This is a genomic window from Streptomyces sp. CY-1 (assembly GCF_047218265.1).
Taxonomy (GTDB): domain Bacteria; phylum Actinomycetota; class Actinomycetes; order Streptomycetales; family Streptomycetaceae; genus Streptomyces; species Streptomyces niphimycinicus.
In genome coordinates, this window is record NZ_CP178393.1 from 6,754,889 (window position 1) to 6,772,625 (window position 17,737).

Sequence of the window (17,737 nt, forward strand, 5' to 3'; positions counted from 1 at the left end):
TCCAGCCATCCGGTTGGCGATGTCGTCCTGCTCAGTGCGGCCTCAAAGTCATATCGCCACGCCTACGTGCCCGTTGTACGCCTCGTAGGTACGCCCCGTACTCAGGGAGGGCCCCGCTCGTGTCTGTCGTGTCCGCCGTGCCTGTCACCGTGCGCCTGCCGCGCACGGTGGCCGCGCGGCGGGCGCTGCTGGCGGCGCTCTTCCTCGGCGGCTTCCTGGCCCTGGCGTTCCTCTTCGGCGGCAGCGCTCACGCCGCCGAGCGGAGCGAACAGGGCGCCGCCACCGGCGCGTCGGCCGATCGTTCCGCCGTCTCCGGGCTGCTCGACCCCTCGGGTGTCGAGCGGGCGCGGCAGCAGGTGGAGCGGCACGCACCGCCCGTGGTGGGGCGCACCACTCACACGGCACAGGACGTCGTACGGAAGACCGTGCGGCCCATCCAGGAGCCGGTCGAGCGGGAAGCGCAGAAGATCACCAAGCCGATAGACGATCTGGTCGGCGACGCCACGAGCGGTGAGCTGCCGGTGCGGCTGCCCGACGTCGGCATCGGTGACGCGATCGGCCTGGACTCCCCTGGCTCCGTGGCGGACCACGGCCCGGCCGCCGAGCACCACGCGGCCAAGGCCGAGCCGGTGACCGTGCACAAGGCGGCGTCCGCCGCCGCGGCCCCGATGGGGCCCGAGGCCGGGACCCCGGCCGTCACCACGCACCACGCCGCGGCCGCCTCCCACGCCGGGCACGGGCCCGTCGTCCGGGCGGCGGCCTCCGGCACCGGTCCGGACGGTGGCGCCCCGGCGCCGCTGCCCCTTCCGCGGTCCCCGCTCGGGGCCACCTCCCAGTGCACCGGCGACAGCGGCGCTTCCCGTGGTGGGAACACCCAGGCCGCTCTTCCGCCGTCCGCCGCGGCGTCGTTCGGGCTGAAGCCCGGCACGGTCCGCGCGGAGAGCTCGGCGCCGACGCGCGAGCGGTTCAACGAAGTCCTCGAATTCCCCGGCTAGGGCAGACCTCACCCCCGTCTGTTGAGACCTGCCGCGCGGGGGCGGGTCAGGTCTGCCCGTCCGACACCCCTCTTGACTTCGAAGGACTTCCTCCACCATGCGCAACAACCTTCGCCGCTCCATCCTCGTAGCCGCTGCCGCCACCGGTATCTGGGCCCTCGGCTCCGCCGCCGCCAGCGCCGCCGAGAACCCGGCCGCTCCCGCCACCGACGGTGTCACCAGCACCGTGGACGGCGTCACCAAGACGGTGAACAAGACCCTGCCGACCGACAAGGTGACCAAGACGGTCGACGGCGTGACCGGCGGCGTGGCCGACACCTCCAAGGTCACCGACACCGCGAAGAAGACCGTGGACGGCGCCGCCTCCACCGTGGACGGCGTCACCGCCCCCGTGCGGGACCGGGTCCCCGGCGCCGCCAACCTGCCGCGGGTCTCGGACGTCACCAAGACCGTCGAGGGCACCACCGACGGCCTTACCGGCGACGCCGCCCGGCCGGACAAGGTCGTCAAGAAGGCACACAAGGCCGTCAAGGGCCTCGAGAAGACCGTCAAGAAGACCACCGACCTCGACCTGCCCACCGGCGAGGTCCCCGGTGTGGTGCCCAGCCTCCCCGGCCTCGGCTCGCTGCCGACCCTGCCCGACACCGCCACGCTGCCCACCGGCTCGCTGACGGACGTCAAGGGCGTCACGGGCAAGCTGCCCGCCCAGCTTCCCGCCACCCCGAAGCTGCCCGCCGCCCCGGGTTCGGCCAATGACCTGCTCGCCTGCCTCTCCGGCGCCGGCATCCGCCCGGAGGAGCTGACCGGCAAGGTCCAGGGTGTCATCGGCACCGCCAAGCCGGTCGTCGACGGTGTGGCCTCGGACGTGCTGCCGCCCGCCGTGCACCGCATCGTGGTCAAGGTCGTCCCGGTCGCGCAGCGGACCGTCGGTGACACCGGCGCGCTGGCCGACGACGCCGTGGCCCGCACCACCCCGTACGCCGGCGTCGTGACCGGCAGTGCCCAGGGCTTCGCGCTGGGCACCGTCTCCAACGTGGTTCCGGCCGCCCAGGACACCGTCGACCGCCTGGTGCCGGTCGTGGTGAGCGTGCCGTCCACCGCCGTCCCGTTCGCGCAGGACCTGGCGGGCACCACCGTGCCGTTCGCCCAGGACCTGGCCCTGGGCACGGTCGCGGACGCCCAGACCACCGTGGGCAACGTCAAGGACGGTGCGCTGAGCCTGCTCCCCGCGCTGCCCACCGACCTGACCGACGCGGCCAACATCCCCGCCCTCCCGGTCCTGCCGGCGGACCTGCCGACCGTTCCGGCCGACCTGTCCCAGCTTCCGGCCGAGCTGCCGACCGTTCCGGCCGAGCTGCCGCAGCTTCCGGCGGACCTGCCGACCGTCCCGGCCGAGCTGCCCACTGTTCCGGCCGACCTGTCCCAGCTCCCGGCCGAGCTGCCCACTGTTCCGGCCGACCTGTCCCAGCTCCCGGCCGAGCTGCCGACCGTTCCGGCGGACCTGCCGCAGCTCCCGGCGGAGCTGCCCACCGTTCCGGGCACGCTTCCGACCGTCTGATCGCCCCGGCGGGCGTACGGCGGTCACGCCATGAAGGCCGGAAATCAGTAAAACCGTAAGGCGAGCATCATCAACCGGGCAGCCCTCGTTGGGGAGGGGGCTGCCCGGTTGTCGTACAGAGATAGATGGAAACGGTCGCGATCTGTGACCGTAATCACCGCTCCAGTGTGATCTGCGATTTAGGGCCGCACGTCCTGCGGAGATAACCTGCGAGACGGACATGCCGCGTACCCGGCGAACGTGTGCCGCCCTCGTTATAGATCGCGTCCTCACGCTGCCCCCGCGGCACGCCCGCGCAGATAACGACCGCGATATCCATGGAAAAGGGACGGACGCGCGTGGACCTGTTCGAATACCAGGCGAGGGACCTCTTCGCCAAGCACGGTGTACCGGTGCTGGCCGGTGAAGTCATCGACACGCCTGAGGCGGCGCGCGAGGTGACCGAGCGCCTGGGCGGCCGCGCGGTCGTCAAGGCGCAGGTGAAGGTCGGCGGCCGCGGCAAGGCCGGTGGCGTCAAGCTGGCCTCCGACCCGGCCGACGCCGTGGAGAAGGCCAACCAGATCCTGGGCATGGACATCAAGGGCCACACGGTCCACAAGGTGATGCTGGCCCAGACCGCGGACATCAAGGAGGAGTACTACGTCTCCTTCCTGCTGGACCGCACCAATCGCACCTTCCTCGCCATGGCCTCCGTCGAGGGCGGCGTGGAGATCGAGGTCGTCGCGGAGCAGAACCCCGAGGCGCTCGCCAAGATCCCGGTGGACGCCATCGAGGGCGTGACCCAGGAGAAGGCCGCCGAGATCGTCGCCGCCGCGAAGTTCCCGGCCGAGATCGCGGACCAGGTCGTCGACGTCCTGAAGAAGCTGTGGGTCGTCTTCATCCAGGAAGACGCCCTGCTCGTCGAGGTCAACCCGCTGGTCAAGACCGAAGACGGCAAGATCATCGCGCTGGACGGCAAGGTCTCCCTGGACGAGAACGCCGCCTTCCGCCAGCCGGAGCACGAGGCGCTCGAGGACAAGGCCGCGGCCAACCCCCTCGAGGCGGCCGCGAAGGCCAAGGGCCTCAACTACGTCAAGCTCGACGGCGAGGTCGGCATCATCGGCAACGGCGCGGGTCTGGTCATGTCGACCCTCGACGTCGTCGCCTACGCCGGTGAGAACCACGGCAATGTGAAGCCCGCCAACTTCCTCGACATCGGTGGTGGCGCCTCCGCCGAGGTGATGGCCAACGGTCTCGAGATCATCCTCGGCGACCCGGACGTCAAGTCGGTCTTCGTCAACGTCTTCGGTGGCATCACCGCCTGTGACGCCGTCGCCAACGGCATCGTCCAGGCCCTGGAGCTGCTGAAGTCCAAGGGCGAGGACGTCTCCAAGCCGCTGGTCGTGCGCCTCGACGGCAACAACGCGGAGCTGGGTCGCAAGATCCTGACCGACGCCAACCACCCGCTCGTTCAGCAGGTGGACACCATGGACGGCGCGGCCGAGCGTGCCGCCGAGCTGGCTGCGAAGTAAGGGACGAGGTCACCAGAAACCATGGCTATCTTCCTCACCAAGGAAAGCAAGGTCATCGTCCAGGGGATGACCGGGTCCGAGGGGCAGAAGCACACCCGTCGGATGCTTGCCTCGGGCACCAACATCGTCGGCGGCGTGAACCCCCGCAAGGCCGGCACCACCGTTGACTTCGACGGCTCCGAGATCCCGGTCTTCGGCTCCGTGAAGGAGGCCATCGACGCCACCGGCGCCGATGTCACGGTCATCTTCGTCCCGGAGAAGTTCACCAAGAGCGCGGTCATCGAGGCGATCGACGCCGAGATTCCGCTCGCCGTGGTGATCACCGAGGGCATCGCGGTCCACGACACCGCAAACTTCTGGGCCTACGCGGGCAAGAAGGGCAACAAGACGCGCATCATCGGCCCGAACTGCCCGGGTCTGATCACGCCGGGTCAGTCGAACGCGGGCATCATCCCGGCCGACATCACCAAGCCCGGCCGGATCGGTCTGGTGTCGAAGTCCGGCACGCTGACCTACCAGATGATGTACGAGCTGCGGGACATCGGCTTCTCGTCCTGCGTGGGCATCGGCGGTGACCCGATCATCGGCACCACCCACATCGACGCCCTCGCCGCGTTCGAGGCCGACCCCGACACCGACCTGATCGTGATGATCGGCGAGATCGGCGGCGACGCCGAGGAGCGGGCCGCGGACTTCATCAAGGCCAACGTCACCAAGCCGGTCGTCGGCTATGTGGCGGGCTTCACCGCCCCCGAGGGCAAGACGATGGGCCACGCGGGTGCCATCGTCTCCGGCTCCTCCGGCACCGCTCAGGCGAAGAAGGAGGCCCTCGAGGCCGCGGGCGTGAAGGTCGGCAAGACCCCGTCCGAGACCGCGCGCCTGGCGCGCGCCGCCCTGGCCGGCTGACGCCGCCACGGCTTGATGCCACGGGCCCGCACCACCCTGGGGTGGTGCGGGCCCGCGCCGTTCCCGGGCGACGGATACCCGGTGGCGGAATCGGCAAGCCACCCATCCATACCATCGCGCCATAAAAGACGCATAAGCGGACTAGACGCGACACGGCGACCAAACCCTTGATGTGAGGATGAAAGGGCTGTTATTGGCAGCATGGTCACGTGACGCAAACGACCGATCGCAGCCCGTCGGTGTCCTCACGTGACCGTTCCGCGCCCCGGCGCTCCTCCGCCATCAGGGAGGCGTTCCTCGGCGGTGTGGTCGCCGCGGGGCTCGGCCTCGGCACGTTCGCCGTCGTCGTACTGCTGCTGTGGATCACCTCCTCGTCCCCCGACAGCAGCCCCGACGGGGCCCTGCATGTCGCCGCCGACCTGTGGCTGCTCGGCCATGGCGCCGACCTCGTGCGCACCGAGACGCTCTCCGGCCACACCGCGCCCGTCGGGCTCACCCCGCTGCTGCTCGGCATCGTGCCGTGCTGGCTGCTCTACCGGGCCGCCCAGCACGCCGTCTACCAGGCGGAGCCGGACGAGGGCGAGGGGCAGGAGGGGCAGAAGGGGCAGGAGGCGCGAGAGGGGCGAGAGGGGCGGTGGGTGCCCGCGGACTCCGTTGCCGATCCGGGGCCCGTTGTCGCTCCCGAGTCCGTCGTCGATCCGCGGACCGCCTTCGCCTGGGTGACCGGCGGCTATCTGATGGTCGGCACCGCGGCCGTGCTGTACGCCTCGGGCGGGCCGCTGCGTGTCGACCTGCTCAGCGCGCTGCTGCATCTGCCGGTCGTCGCGGCGGCCATCGCCGCCGTGGGTGTGTGGACGGCAAGCGGCCGGTTCCCGCTCCGCCTGCCCGGACGGGCGAACGCCGGACTGCGGCGGCTCCCCGGCGCGGGCTGGATCGTACGGACGGCCGTGCCCCTGGTCATGTCCCTGGCCGCTTACCTGGCCGCGCGAAGCTGGTGCCGGCGCCATCGGCTGGCCGCCGCGCTACGGGCCGGGACCAGTGGTCTCCTCGTCCTGCTCGGCAGCGGTGCGCTCCTTACGGCGACGTCGATGCTGAGCCACGCGGGCGCCGTACAGATGACGTTCCTCAACCTCAGCGATGTGTGGTCGGGGCGGTTCGCGGTGCTGCTGGTGAGCCTGGCGCTGCTGCCGAACGCCATCGTCTGGGGCGCCGCGTACGGGGTCGGCGCGGGCTTCACGGTCGGCGGCGGCAGTGTGGTCGCGCCGCTGGGCATCACCTCCTACCCCCAGCTTCCGCACTTTCCCCTGGTCGCCGCGCTGCCCACGGACGGCTCCGGCGGGCCGCTGGTCTGGCTCACGGGGATCGCGGCCGGGGTGTCGGTGGCCTGGTTCATCGGGGTCGCGGCGGTGCGGCGCCCCGGCAGAGGCGAGCCCAGGCCGCCCTGGGGCTGCGGCGAGACGCTGGTGCTGGCCGGACTGGCGGCGGGTGGTTGCGCCGCCGCGATGGCGCTGCTGGCCGGGGTCTCGGGCGGCCCGCTGGGCATCGGCATCCTCGCCGACCTGGGTCCGAGCTGGTGGCGTACGGGCATGATCACGCTGGCCTGGACGGGAGTGATCGGGGTGCCCGGCGCGGTGGTGCTGCGCTGGTACCGGTTGTGCGTTCCTACCAGGACCTCCTGGCCGGAGTGGAAGGCGGCGCGGGCGGTCCGGCGGGTCTCTCGCACGCAGGCCCGTGCGGAGGCGAAGGAGGCCCGTGCGGTGCGGGCTGCCACCCGGGCGGAGGCTCGGGCGGTGCGGACTGCCGCAAAGGCGGAGGCTCGGGCGGTGCGGGCCGCGGCCAAGGCGGAGGAGGCGGAGGCCCGGGCGGCGGTGCGGCCCGCGGTGGCCTCGCCCATGAAGTCCGCGGAGGTGCGCGAGGCGATGGCCGAGCCGTGGTGGCAGTGGCTGCGGCCGTCGGGCACCCAGCGCAAACGGAACCGGGGCCGGGACCAGGGCCGGGGCCGGGGCCGGAAGCGGGAGGTTGGCGGCGGTGCGGAGGCGGGACGGGAGGCGGGTGTGGGGACGATGGCGGGGCTCGCGACCCCCGCGGGCACCCCGAACACCGCCGGGACGGCGGACCGCCCACGCCGCTGGACGCTGAACCGGAAGCGCACCCCCGAGCCGCACCCGCAGCCACCCACCGAGCCCTACCCCTCACCTGGGCCGGACGACACCCGCCGCGAACCGTAAGGCGGGCGGGCCGGGTGTGCCTGCTGTTCGTGGTGGGTGGCGGGTGCGGGGCCTCCGGGGCGGCGCCCTGGACCGTATATTTACGGCGCCGTTGGCCGGGGGCGTTGAGTGGGCCGGGGATTGGCGCCACAAATACACGTAAGCGTCCAGGACACCACCCCTGCGACCCCGCCCCCTCCCGTCGTCTCGCGGCTACCCGCCGGTGGCTACCAACCCTGGCTCGATTCCGGACCGCCAGGTGGCGGGGACCCGTCCCCTCTCGTCTCGTCGGCGTCCGCGCCCGGGTGGCACGGGCCGCCTGCCCGGGCGGCGTTCAGCCCGGGGGCGGCTGGCGGGAGTGGGTGCGGCCCCGCTCCCGGTGGTGCGGGGCGCCTGCCCGTCCCGGGGGCGTGAATTTCAGCCCCTCCGGCGTTTGAGGAGCGGGGTCCGGGGCGGAGCCCCGGTGGGGGGGCCAGGGGGCGGAGCCCCATGGTTTCGGGGAGGGGCGGGGTGGGGCTGTCCGCCGGAGGCGCCCACGCCTCGCACCCGGTGTGCGGCCCGCCCCGGGGGGCCACGGCGGCGCCGTCAGTCCTGCGTGCTCAGCAAGGGGCGAAGCTGCTCGGGGAGCAAGGTTTCGCAGTCGTGGCGGGAGGTCTGCGTGAGGGCGTCGTCCACGCACGTGTAGTAGTCGCTGTAGACGACCTGGAAGCTGAACGTCGCCGCGACGATGGCGAGCGCGAGCCCGCCCGTCACCAGGCCGCTGATCGCCGCCGTCGACTGCGGCTTCGCGGCGCCGGGGGCGGGCAGCGGTGCCGGGGTGGCGCCCGGGGGCGGCGGCGGGGCGTTCAGGGGCGCGGCGGCGGCCGGCGGCGGCGTTGTGCGGCGCGCCTTGGCCCGTAGCGAGCTGATGCCCCAGTACAGGGCCAGCGTCCCGAGCAGCAGCGCGATCTGCGGCAGGCTGAAGAGCGCGAAGAAGAACGCCCACATGCCCGCGAGCAGCGCGTACCGGGCGCGCCGCTGGGCCGGGTCGTTGGGGTCCCAGCGCGGGCCGCTGGGGCCGGAGGGGCGGTTGGAGCCGGGGCCGGTGCCGAAGCTGCCGCCCTGGCGGCTGGGCTGGCGGCTGCTCCACTGGCTGCCCCAGGCCGGAGGCTGCTGCTGACCGTTCTGGTCGCCTTCGCCGTCCGCGTCGTCCGGCCGGGGCTGCCACGGCTGGTCCGGCCTGCCCTCGGGCGGCGGGGCGAACGGATTGTCCTCGTTCTGCCCGCCGGGGGCCGAGGAGGACGGCGACTGCTGCTCCCGGAGCAGCGGCGTCGTACGCGACATGCGGGCGCGCCTCATCGCCGCCCCCCGATCGTGGCGGGAGGCGGTGTGAGGTGATGAGCCGCGCGGCGGCGTCGGTCCGGCATGTGGAGTGTGTCTTCCCCTTGTGTCGTCGTCCTGCACGCCGGGGGCGTGTACGGCTTGAGGCGGTCGTTCCCACGGCGTCAGTTGGATGCGCAGTCCAGACGCTACCTCCCGTGCCCGCCCCCGTCCCCTGGGGGCCGCTTCGTGTGCCGGTATCGTTGCTGACGGTCGGCGGCTTCGTAGAGTTCCCCGGAATTGATGAGTCCGCCACCTTGTACGACCACACAAACGGCAGCACCGCCCGCGAGAAAGAGCCCCGCCGTGGCCTCCCCGCCTTCCCCCGTCAGCCCTGCCCGCCCCGGGCGCCCGGTCCGCCTCGTCGTACTCGTCTCCGGCTCCGGTACGAATCTCCAGGCGCTGCTCGACGCCATCGCCGCCGAGGGCGTGGCCCGCTACGGCGCCGAGGTGGTGGCCGTGGGCGCCGACCGTGACGGCATCGAGGGCCTGGCGCGCGCCGAGCGTGCCGGGATCCCCACGTTCGTGTGCCGGGTCAAGGACCACGCCGACCGCGCCCAGTGGGACGCGGCGCTGGCGGAGGCCACCGCCGCCCATGAGCCGGACGTGGTCGTCTCGGCCGGGTTCATGAAGATCCTGGGGCCGCGGTTCCTCTCCCGGTTCGGCGGCCGCTGCGTCAACACCCACCCCGCGCTGCTCCCGAGCTTTCCCGGCGCCCATGGCGTACGCGACGCGCTCGCGCACGGTGTGAAGGTGACCGGATGCACCGTCCACTTCGTCGACGACGGGGTCGACACCGGCCCGATCATCGCCCAGGGCGTGGTCGAGGTCCGGGACGAGGACGACGAGTCCGCTCTTCATGAGCGGATCAAGGAAGTCGAGCGCTCGCTGCTCGTCGAGGTCGTGGGGCGTCTGGCGCGTCACGGCTACCGCATAGAGGGACGAAAGGTAAGGATCCCGTGACCGCCGAAGGTACCAAGCGGCCCATCCGCCGCGCGCTGGTCAGCGTCTACGACAAGACGGGCCTCGAGGAGCTGGCCCGAGGGCTGCACGCGGCGGGTGTCCAGCTCGTCTCGACCGGCTCGACGGCCGCGAAGATCGCCGCCGCGGGCGTCCCGGTCACCAAGGTCGAGGAGCTGACCGGCTTCCCCGAGTGTCTCGACGGCCGCGTCAAGACGCTGCATCCGCGCGTCCACGCGGGCATCCTGGCCGACCTGCGGCTCGACTCGCACCGTGCGCAGCTCCAGGAGCTGGGCGTGGAGCCCTTCGAGCTGGTCGTGGTCAACCTCTATCCGTTCCGCGAGACGGTCGCCTCGGGCGCCTCGCCGGACGAGTGCGTCGAGCAGATCGACATCGGCGGCCCCTCCATGGTCCGCGCCGCCGCCAAGAATCACCCGTCCGTGGCCGTGGTCGTCAACCCCGAGCGGTACGACGACGTCCTCAAGGCCGCCGCGGACGGCGGTTTCGACCTGGCGGGGCGCAAGCGGCTGGCGGCCGAGGCGTTCCAGCACACGGCGGCGTACGACGTGGCGGTGGCCAACTGGTTCGCGGCTGACTACGGGGCGGCGGACGACTCCTCCTTCCCGGAGTTCCTGGGCGCCACCGTCACCCGTAAGAACGTGCTGCGCTACGGCGAGAACCCGCATCAGCCCGCCGCGCTCTACTCCGACGGCAGCGGTAAGGGGCTCGCGGAGGCCGACCAGTTGCACGGCAAGGAGATGTCGTTCAACAACTACACCGACACCGAGGCCGCCCGCCGGGCCGCGTACGACCACACCGAGCCCTGTGTCGCGATCATCAAGCACGCCAACCCGTGCGGGATCGCGGTCGGGGAGGATGTGGCCGATGCGCACCGTAAGGCGCACGCCTGCGACCCGCTGTCGGCCTTCGGCGGTGTGATCGCCGTCAACCGCCCGGTGTCGGTCGCCATGGCCGAGCAGGTCGCCGAGATCTTCACCGAGGTGATCGTCGCCCCGGCGTACGAGGACGGCGCGGTCGAGGTGCTGGCCCGTAAGAAGAACATCCGCGTGCTGCGCTGCGCGGACGCGCCGGCGGACCTCGCCGAGCAGCGGCCCATCGAGGGCGGTCTGCTGCTACAGGCCAAGGACCGCCTCCAGGCCGAGGGCGACGACCCGGCCAACTGGACCCTCGCCACGGGTGCGGCGCTGGACGCCGACGGCCTCGCCGAGCTGGCCTTCGCCTGGCGCTCCTGCCGCGCGGTGAAGTCCAACGCGATCCTGCTCGCCAAGGACGGCGCCACGGTCGGCGTCGGCATGGGCCAGGTCAACCGCGTGGACTCGGCGAAGCTGGCCGTCGAGCGGGCCGGTGCCGAGCGCGCCGCCGGTGCGTACGCCGCCTCCGACGCCTTCTTCCCGTTCCCGGACGGCTTCGAGGTGCTGGCCGAGGCGGGCGTCACGGCCGTGGTGCAGCCGGGCGGCTCGGTCCGTGACGAGCAGGTGGTGGAGGCCGCCCAGAAGGCGGGCGTCACCATGTACTTCACGGGCACGCGCCACTTCTTCCACTGAGTCACCGCTGAGCGAGCACAGGAGGCCGCACCCAGACCGGATCACGGGGTGCGGCCTTCGCCGGTGCGGCACCGACCGGCCCCTGATTGGATCCGACGTCCCCGCATCCGGGAGGATGAAGTCATGACCGCCCAGATTCTCGATGGCAAGGCAACCGCAGCCGCGATCAAGTCCGATCTCGTCAGCCGCGTGGAGGCGCTCAAGGCCAAGGGCATCCATCCCGGCCTCGGCACGGTGCTGGTGGGCGAGGACCCCGGCAGCAAGTGGTACGTCGCGGGCAAGCACCGCGACTGCGCCGAGATCGGCGTCGACTCCCTCCGGCGCGACCTGCCCGAGACCGCCACCCAGGAGGAGATCGAGGCGGCGGTGCGGGAGCTCAACGAGGACCCGGCCTGCACGGGCTACATCGTCCAGCTTCCGCTCCCCAAGGGCATCGACACCAACCGGGTGCTGGAGCTGATCGACCCGGCCAAGGACGCCGACGGGCTGCACCCGATGAACCTCGGCCGGCTGGTGCTGGGCGAGAGCGGCCCGCTGCCGTGCACGCCCCAGGGCGTCATCCAGTTGCTGCGCCACCACGGTGTGGAGATCAACGGCGCGCATGTGGTGGTCGTCGGCCGGGGCATCACCGTCGGCCGGTCGATCGGGCTGCTGCTGACCCGCCGCTCGGAGAACGCCACGGTCACCCTCTGCCACACCGGCACTCGCGACCTGCCCGGGATCCTGCGCCAGGCCGACATCATCGTGGCGGCCGCCGGGGTGCGGCATCTGATCCGGCCGGATGACGTCAAGCCGGGCGCGGCGGTGCTCGACGTGGGCGTCAGCCGGGACGAGCACGGCAAGATCGCCGGCGATGTGCACCCCGGAGTGGCCGAGATCGCGGGCTGGATCTCGCCGAACCCGGGCGGCGTCGGCCCGATGACCCGCGCCCAGCTCCTGGTCAACGTGGTGGAGGCCGCGGAGCGGAACGCGAAGGCGGACGCCGACGCCGGTGCCGGCCATGACGGCTGAGGCGAGCGAGCCGGCGGCTGGCGAGCAGCGGCAGACGCCGCCCGCGCAGCCTTCGGGCCCCGCCCGGCTCATCCGTAAGTCGCGCCGCTTCCCGCTGATCACCCGCGACACCGCGCGCCCGGAGGGCGGCGGCCGGGCCGCGCCCGGTGCCGCCCCGGCGCCCGCCCGGCAGTGGCCGCTGCTCGCGGTGATGGGCGGGGTGGGCCTGGGGCTGCTGATCGTCGCCCTGGACGCGTTCCGGGCGGGCACGGTGCTGATCGGGCTGTCCCTGCTGGCGGGCGCCTTCATACGGTGGGCGCTGCCCGAGGTGGGGATGCTCGCGGTGCGGTCGCGCTTCACCGACATGCTGACCTACGGGCTGCTGGGCGCGGCGATCGTGCTGCTGTCCCTGATGGCCCAGCCGGATCCGTGGGTGTCGATTCCGTTCCTGGACGACGTGGTGCATTTCACGGTCCGCTAGCCGACGGTGTGAAACGGCGGCCCGTCCTCTCCCCCGTGGAAGGACGGGCCGCCGTCGTTGTGGCCGGATCCGAACGGTCCGGCGGCGATCCGTCCTCTCCCCCGAAGAAGGACGGACCGCCTGGTAATCAGGGTTGTGTGTGGACCGTGCCGGATCAATGACCGTCGGGACCCTGTGGCGCGGAAGTGACCGTTCCAGTACGAGGTCTCGGCCGTGCAACGACGAGCCGGGCGCGGCGGAGTACGCACCGGTGCACGAAATGCTCCGATGCGCCCCCACCGGAGGAGCTGACATCCTGGGGCAAGGCGTCCCTTTGGGTAGTCAGTTCGGGGCCCGGAGGCGCCAACAGGGGGCGTAGCGCGGGAGATTGACAGGCACGTGCGGGGGGACAGGGGGAGGCAATGCCTCGTTGGAGGGACCTGCCGGAAGGACTCGATCCGCAGGTGCAGGAGTTCACCGGCCAGTTGCGCACGATCGTCGAGCGCAGCGGGCTGAGCGTCGTCGCCGTCGCCGACCGCACCGGCTACAGCAAGAGTTCATGGGAGCGCTATCTGGGCGGACGGCTGCTGCCCCCGCAGGGCGCGGTGGAGGCCCTGGCCGAGGCCACGGGCGCCGATGTCCATCACCTCAGCACGCTGTGGGAGCTGGCGGAGCGGGCCTGGAGCCGCTCCGAGATGCGGCACGACGTCACGATGGAGGCCATCAGCGTCGCGCAGGCGCGGGCCGCCATCGAGCAGTTCGACCCGGCGGCACAGGGGGCGGGCGCGCGGAAGAACGGCCGTCCCTCGGGGAAGGAGCGGTCGAGCGTCGAACCGCCGGAACCTGAGCAGCCGTTGGTCGCGACGGCTCCGGTGTTCTCGGCTCCGGCGGCGCCGCCGGCCGAGCGGACACCGGGCTCCTCCGGGCCGCCGTCGCGCGTCTCGTCCCCTCCGTCACCGCCGACCTTCCCGTCGGGGCCGCCGTCGCCTTCCGGGACGGGGCGGAAGCGTGTCGCGCTGTTCGCCGGGGGGCTCGTCGGCGCGCTCCTACTCGTCGCCGGCGCCGTCCTGCTGATCGACGCGGGCGGCGACGGCGAGAAGCGCGGACAGAGGCCGACCACCGCACCGGCCACCAGCGCGCGTCAGTTGCCGGCGGGCGTGAGGTGCGCGGGGGAGGACTGCGACGGTCAGGATCCGCAGGCCATGGGGTGCGGCGCCGCCGCGACGACCACCGCGGACGTCACCGTCGGCACCGCGTATGTCGAGGTCCGCTACAGCAAGACCTGCCAGGCGGCCTGGGCCCGTATCACCCGGGCGGCCCCGGACGATGTGATCCAGATCAAGGCGCCGGGCACGAGGGGCGGTGCGGCCCGCGCGCAGAACAGCAGGGTCGGCACCGACGGCGACGCCTACACCAAGATGATCTCGGTGGACGCCACCGCGCGGACCACCGCGTGCGCCACTCTCACGGGCGGTACGCGTGCCTGCACGGCCCCCGGTGCCCGGGGGTGAGCGCGGGCGAGGGAAGCCCGTCCGGGGGAATTCGGAAACAGGGGGAATGGGCCGGGGGAATCCGGGCAGGCGCTGTCCGAGCCCCCCACGGGTGCGGCACTGGGCGGCCGCCTGCACTCCCCCTCCTGGCAGGCGGCCGCCCAAGTGCGCGGGGACGGAACGCGCGGTGAGCGGTTACACAGTGGCCCGAGAGAACCTGGGCCGGGTGCCGTCGGATAGCCTGACGCAGGTATCTCGACACCAAGAGATCTTGGACTGACAACACAGCGCAGGAGACCGCCATGACCCGCACTCCCGTCACCGTCACCGTCACCGGCGCGGCCGGCCAGATCGGCTACGCGCTGCTCTTCCGCATCGCCTCCGGTCAGCTCCTCGGCGCGGACGTGCCGGTCAAGCTGCGTCTCCTGGAGATCCCGCAGGGGCTGAAGGCCGCCGAGGGCACCGCGATGGAGCTCGACGACTGCGCCTTCCCGCTCCTCCAGGGCATCGACATCTCCGACGACCCGAATGTGGGCTTCGACGGTGCGAACGTCGCCCTGCTGGTCGGCGCCCGCCCGCGTACCAAGGGCATGGAGCGTGGCGATCTGCTGGAGGCCAACGGCGGCATCTTCAAGCCGCAGGGCAAGGCCATCAACGACCACGCCGCGGACGACATCAAGGTCCTGGTCGTGGGCAACCCGGCCAACACCAACGCGCTCATCGCGCAGGCCGCCGCGCCGGACGTACCGGCCGAGCGCTTCACCGCGATGACCCGGCTGGACCACAACCGCGCCCTGTCGCAGCTCTCGAAGAAGACCGGCGCCCCGGTCAGCGAGATCAAGAAGCTGACGATCTGGGGCAACCACTCCGCCACCCAGTACCCGGACGTCTTCCACGCCGAGGTCGCGGGCAAGAACGCCGCCGAGGTCGTCAACGACGAGCAGTGGCTGGCCGACACCTTCATCCCGACCGTCGCCAAGCGCGGTGCCGCGATCATCGAGGCGCGCGGCGCCTCCTCGGCCGCCTCCGCCGCCAACGCCGCCATCGACCACGTCCACACCTGGGTCAACGGCACCGACGCCGACAACTGGACCTCCGCCGGTGTGGTCTCCGACGGCTCGTACGGGGTGCCGGAGGGCCTGATCTCCTCGTTCCCGGTCACCGCCGCGAACGGGAGGTTCGAGATCGTCCAGGGCCTGGACGTCAACGAGTTCTCGCGGACCCGCATCGACGCGTCGGTGAAGGAGCTCGAGGAGGAGCGCGAGGCCGTGCGGGGCCTCGGCCTGATCTGACGCGCCTCACCGAGGCCGTTTCCGAAGGGTCACACTCCGGTATTCACTCCGGAGTGTGACCCTTCGGCCATTCACTGTAATCGCGGGCCATCTTCCCCTAGCGTGGAGGTAGTTGCTACGGCCTCGGGGGGAAACATGGCCAACACGCGCGATGATCATTCTTTGGGCGACCACTCTTCTCGCCTGCCGCAGCCGCGGCCGGAGCCTTTATCGGCCGTCCCCTCTTCTCGCGCCGCCGACGATGCGTCCCCTTATGCCACCAGCGAGGCGACCCGGCTGCTGTGCGCGGGCGCCTATCTGGACGACGACTTCCGGGACGCGGTCCTGGACGAGCTGTATGTCCACGAGGAGCGGGCCGTGGCGCCCTCGCTGGGCATCGACGCGGCCCGGGTGCTCGCGCACGCGCTGCGCGCCCGCCGTCTGGAGGCATGCTGGACCGCGCTGCTGGTGTCCTTATGGGGGCTGGACTTTCTGCTGGCGCAGGGCTTCTTCTATCTGTTCCTGGCGTCCTGTGCGCTGCTTCTGCTGGCGTCCTGGGCCAGAGGCGGTGCCATGGGCCCCTTCCGCGCCGACTATCCCGGGGCCGACGGGGTCACCGTCACCCGGCGGCGGGCGGCCGCGGTGCTGCGGCTGCTCGGCTGTCTGATCCTGCTGTCCTACGCGGTCTCCGCCCTGACGCAGGCGTTCACGGGCGAGCCCGCCACGAGCGGGCTTCAGAGCATCGCACCGGCCCTGGCGACCGGGTCGGACACCAGCGCCGCCTGGTTCGCGCTGGTGATCCCGGCCATGATGGCCACCGCGGTCGCCCTGCACCGTGAGCACGTGGCCCGGGTGCTGGCCACCGACCTGGAGCCGGAGACCTTCGCCGACCTCGCCGCGGACCCCGCGGAGCGGTTCGAGGGCGGGCGCTTCCAGCGGGTGCGGGCCCTGATCCGCCGCGAGCAGCACTCACCGGTGATCCTCTACCACGATCGGCACCCCTTCCTCGGCGCCGGCATCGCCCATGACACCTGGACCCTCGCCGTCGAGCTGCGGCCACGAGAGGGCGACGATCCGGCGCCGCTGGACAACCGCGTGATCCTGGAGCGAATCCGCCCGCTGGTCGAGAAGTTGCGCACTCCCTCGACCCAGGGCACCGCCGCTGTCCAGGGCACGGCCCCTGTCCCAGGCACCGCCCGGCCCGCCGCCGCGAGCCGCGACCGGCTGCGCGGCCTGGAGCTGGACGAATGCGTCTTCCTCAAGGTCACCGGATTGCGGAGCCGCTCCTTCGTGCCGTATGGCGAGGCGGACTTCGCGCGGGAGCGGGCGGAGGCCGTCGAGGAGGGCGGAGAGATCCGCCGGCACTTTCTGCGCATCCGCGTCGGCGCATGGCGGGAAGAGGTGGTCACCACCGTCTTCGTGCGGGTGCATACGCAGGGCGGCATGCTGATGCTGGAGTTCGCGCCGCATGTGCTGCGCCCGATCCGCCCGGATTTCCGGGCGGTCGACCGGCTCTCCGACTCCCACCGCCGCGGCGGACTGCCGGGCAAGGCGGTCTGGGCGCTCGGGCGGACACCCACGGCGGCGGGCTGGGCGGTCATCCACGCCTTCCGCTCGGCCGCCTTCGTCTGGGGGATGTACGCGGGGGGTTATGAGGCGGCCATCCCCGACGGGCCCTGGACCTCGGTGCGGGAGCTGGGCAGCGACGCAGGGGCATCGCTCTTCCAGGAGATGGATGTCAGCCGCTATCTGAAGAGCGTCGAGGACCGAGTGGCCAATGGCGTGCGAAGGGCGCTCGACGAAGCCGGCTGGGAGACCGGCGAGTTCGAGCAGAAGGTCATCAATGTGAGCGGCGGCGGGGTCTTCATCGAGTCCGCGGCGAACAGCGCCTTCGGCTTCGGTGACCACAACACCATCAGCAACACCACCGGAACCAATGGAGCGGGAGGCGGCCATGGCGATGGCTGACACGGAGGACGGCAGCGGCGTGGACGGCAGCGGCGTGGACGGCAGCGGCGTGGGCGGCGGCGGTGCGGACCACACGGCTGGCGCGAGCGGTGGCGGCGCGAGCGGTGGCGGTGCGGGCCCGGCGGGTGGCGGCGGGCGCACATTCGGGGACATCAGGTTCGGCAAGGTGAGCGGCAGCGCCATCGGCATCGGCGACCACAACCACATTGTGAACGGACGGCAGGGGGAGGCTCCTTGCGACCCGGCCTATCAGGAGCTGCTGGAGGCCGTCCGACAGCTCGCCGAGGATCTGCGACGGGTGGTCCCGAGCCCGGAGGTCGGCGCGCTCTCCGATGAACTGGACCAGACCCAGGACGAGATCCAGCGCACCGGCCGGGCCGGGGCCGGCCGACTTGCCAGGATCCGGGTGATGTTGCAGGACGCGAGCGCCAGTGTCGGCATGCTCGCCTCCGGCGTCGCCGTCGGACAGGCGGTCGGCGCGCTCCTGGGCGGCTGAG

General features: G+C 72.1%; 14 protein-coding genes. 13 read left to right on the plus strand and 1 reads right to left on the minus strand.

Annotated features, from left to right (window positions below):
• Window positions 1–119 precede the first annotated feature (119 nt).
• From ACK1X7_RS29045 to ACK1X7_RS29065, 5 genes are all read left to right on the plus strand, one after another.
• Complete coding sequence (locus ACK1X7_RS29045) at window positions 120–995, plus strand: hypothetical protein (protein ID WP_390793076.1); 876 nt, start codon at window positions 120–122, stop codon at window positions 993–995.
• A 97-nt stretch (window positions 996–1,092) separates the two neighbouring features.
• A complete protein-coding gene (locus ACK1X7_RS29050) occupies window positions 1,093–2,553 on the plus strand; it encodes a hypothetical protein (RefSeq protein ID WP_413115829.1) in 1,461 nt (486 codons plus the stop codon).
• A 338-nt stretch (window positions 2,554–2,891) separates the two neighbouring features.
• Window positions 2,892–4,064 (plus strand): ADP-forming succinate--CoA ligase subunit beta, encoded by a 1,173-nt coding sequence (gene sucC, locus ACK1X7_RS29055; protein WP_385154369.1) that lies wholly within the window; start codon window positions 2,892–2,894, stop codon window positions 4,062–4,064.
• A gap of 21 nt (window positions 4,065–4,085) precedes the next feature.
• Complete coding sequence (sucD, locus tag ACK1X7_RS29060) at window positions 4,086–4,970, plus strand: succinate--CoA ligase subunit alpha (RefSeq protein WP_216345997.1); 885 nt, start codon at window positions 4,086–4,088, stop codon at window positions 4,968–4,970.
• Window positions 4,971–5,179: 209 nt separating this feature from the next.
• Window positions 5,180–7,198 carry a DUF6350 family protein gene (locus tag ACK1X7_RS29065; RefSeq protein ID WP_413115830.1) on the plus strand — a complete coding sequence of 673 codons (2,019 nt, stop codon included), beginning with the start codon at window positions 5,180–5,182 and terminating at the stop codon, window positions 7,196–7,198.
• Between the two features lie 564 nt (window positions 7,199–7,762).
• On the opposite strand, the gene ACK1X7_RS29070 is transcribed toward ACK1X7_RS29065, so the two are convergent.
• Complete coding sequence (locus tag ACK1X7_RS29070) at window positions 7,763–8,500, minus strand: hypothetical protein (RefSeq protein WP_398159426.1); 738 nt, start codon at window positions 8,498–8,500, stop codon at window positions 7,763–7,765.
• Window positions 8,501–8,842: 342 nt separating this feature from the next.
• On the opposite strand from ACK1X7_RS29070, the gene purN reads away from it, so the two are divergent.
• The 8 genes from purN (at window position 8,843) to ACK1X7_RS29110 (ending at window position 17,736) form a co-directional block, all read left to right on the plus strand.
• A complete protein-coding gene (purN, locus tag ACK1X7_RS29075; protein ID WP_385141871.1) occupies window positions 8,843–9,499 on the plus strand; it encodes a phosphoribosylglycinamide formyltransferase in 657 nt (218 codons plus the stop codon).
• Window positions 9,496–11,061 carry a bifunctional phosphoribosylaminoimidazolecarboxamide formyltransferase/IMP cyclohydrolase gene (purH, locus tag ACK1X7_RS29080; protein ID WP_385141874.1) on the plus strand — a complete coding sequence of 522 codons (1,566 nt, stop codon included), beginning with the start codon at window positions 9,496–9,498 and terminating at the stop codon, window positions 11,059–11,061. Before purN ends, purH begins: the two co-directional genes overlap by 4 nt.
• Before the next feature lie 123 nt (window positions 11,062–11,184).
• A complete protein-coding gene (locus tag ACK1X7_RS29085; protein ID WP_385141877.1) occupies window positions 11,185–12,072 on the plus strand; it encodes a bifunctional methylenetetrahydrofolate dehydrogenase/methenyltetrahydrofolate cyclohydrolase in 888 nt (295 codons plus the stop codon).
• The gene (locus tag ACK1X7_RS29090; RefSeq protein WP_246585974.1) at window positions 12,062–12,532 is read left to right on the plus strand and encodes a DUF3017 domain-containing protein; all 471 of its coding nucleotides are present in this window, start codon (window positions 12,062–12,064) and stop codon (window positions 12,530–12,532) included. The genes ACK1X7_RS29085 and ACK1X7_RS29090 overlap by 11 nt, the downstream gene beginning before the upstream one ends.
• Window positions 12,533–12,933: 401 nt before the next feature.
• On the plus strand, window positions 12,934–14,022 hold the full coding sequence (locus ACK1X7_RS29095) for a helix-turn-helix domain-containing protein (RefSeq protein WP_385141880.1): 1,089 nt from the start codon (window positions 12,934–12,936) through the stop codon (window positions 14,020–14,022).
• Between the two features lie 281 nt (window positions 14,023–14,303).
• Entirely contained in the window at window positions 14,304–15,293 is a 990-nt protein-coding gene (locus ACK1X7_RS29100) for a malate dehydrogenase (RefSeq protein WP_385141883.1), read from the plus strand.
• Between the two features lie 135 nt (window positions 15,294–15,428).
• Window positions 15,429–17,240: a hypothetical protein gene (locus tag ACK1X7_RS29105; protein WP_413115831.1), complete on the plus strand. Its 1,812-nt coding sequence runs from the start codon at window positions 15,429–15,431 to the stop codon at window positions 17,238–17,240.
• Window positions 17,227–17,736 (plus strand): hypothetical protein, encoded by a 510-nt coding sequence (locus ACK1X7_RS29110; protein WP_413115832.1) that lies wholly within the window; start codon window positions 17,227–17,229, stop codon window positions 17,734–17,736. Before ACK1X7_RS29105 ends, ACK1X7_RS29110 begins: the two co-directional genes overlap by 14 nt.
• Window position 17,737: the final 1 nt, after the last annotated feature.

What these genes read in the sequence shown, in the direction of transcription:
- sucD (WP_216345997.1), top strand. Translation starts at nt 4,086, where the DNA reads ATGGCTATCTTCCTCACCAAGGAAAGCAAGGTCATCGTCCAGGGGATG.
- ACK1X7_RS29110 (WP_413115832.1), top strand. Translation starts at nt 17,227, where the DNA reads ATGGCGATGGCTGACACGGAGGACGGCAGCGGCGTGGACGGCAGCGGC.
- ACK1X7_RS29100 (WP_385141883.1), top strand. Translation starts at nt 14,304, where the DNA reads ATGACCCGCACTCCCGTCACCGTCACCGTCACCGGCGCGGCCGGCCAG.
- ACK1X7_RS29070 (WP_398159426.1), bottom strand. Translation starts at nt 8,500, where the DNA reads ATGTCGCGTACGACGCCGCTGCTCCGGGAGCAGCAGTCGCCGTCCTCC.
- ACK1X7_RS29095 (WP_385141880.1), top strand. Translation starts at nt 12,934, where the DNA reads ATGCCTCGTTGGAGGGACCTGCCGGAAGGACTCGATCCGCAGGTGCAG.
- ACK1X7_RS29105 (WP_413115831.1), top strand. Translation starts at nt 15,429, where the DNA reads ATGGCCAACACGCGCGATGATCATTCTTTGGGCGACCACTCTTCTCGC.
- ACK1X7_RS29090 (WP_246585974.1), top strand. Translation starts at nt 12,062, where the DNA reads ATGACGGCTGAGGCGAGCGAGCCGGCGGCTGGCGAGCAGCGGCAGACG.
- ACK1X7_RS29085 (WP_385141877.1), top strand. Translation starts at nt 11,185, where the DNA reads ATGACCGCCCAGATTCTCGATGGCAAGGCAACCGCAGCCGCGATCAAG.
- ACK1X7_RS29050 (WP_413115829.1), top strand. Translation starts at nt 1,093, where the DNA reads ATGCGCAACAACCTTCGCCGCTCCATCCTCGTAGCCGCTGCCGCCACC.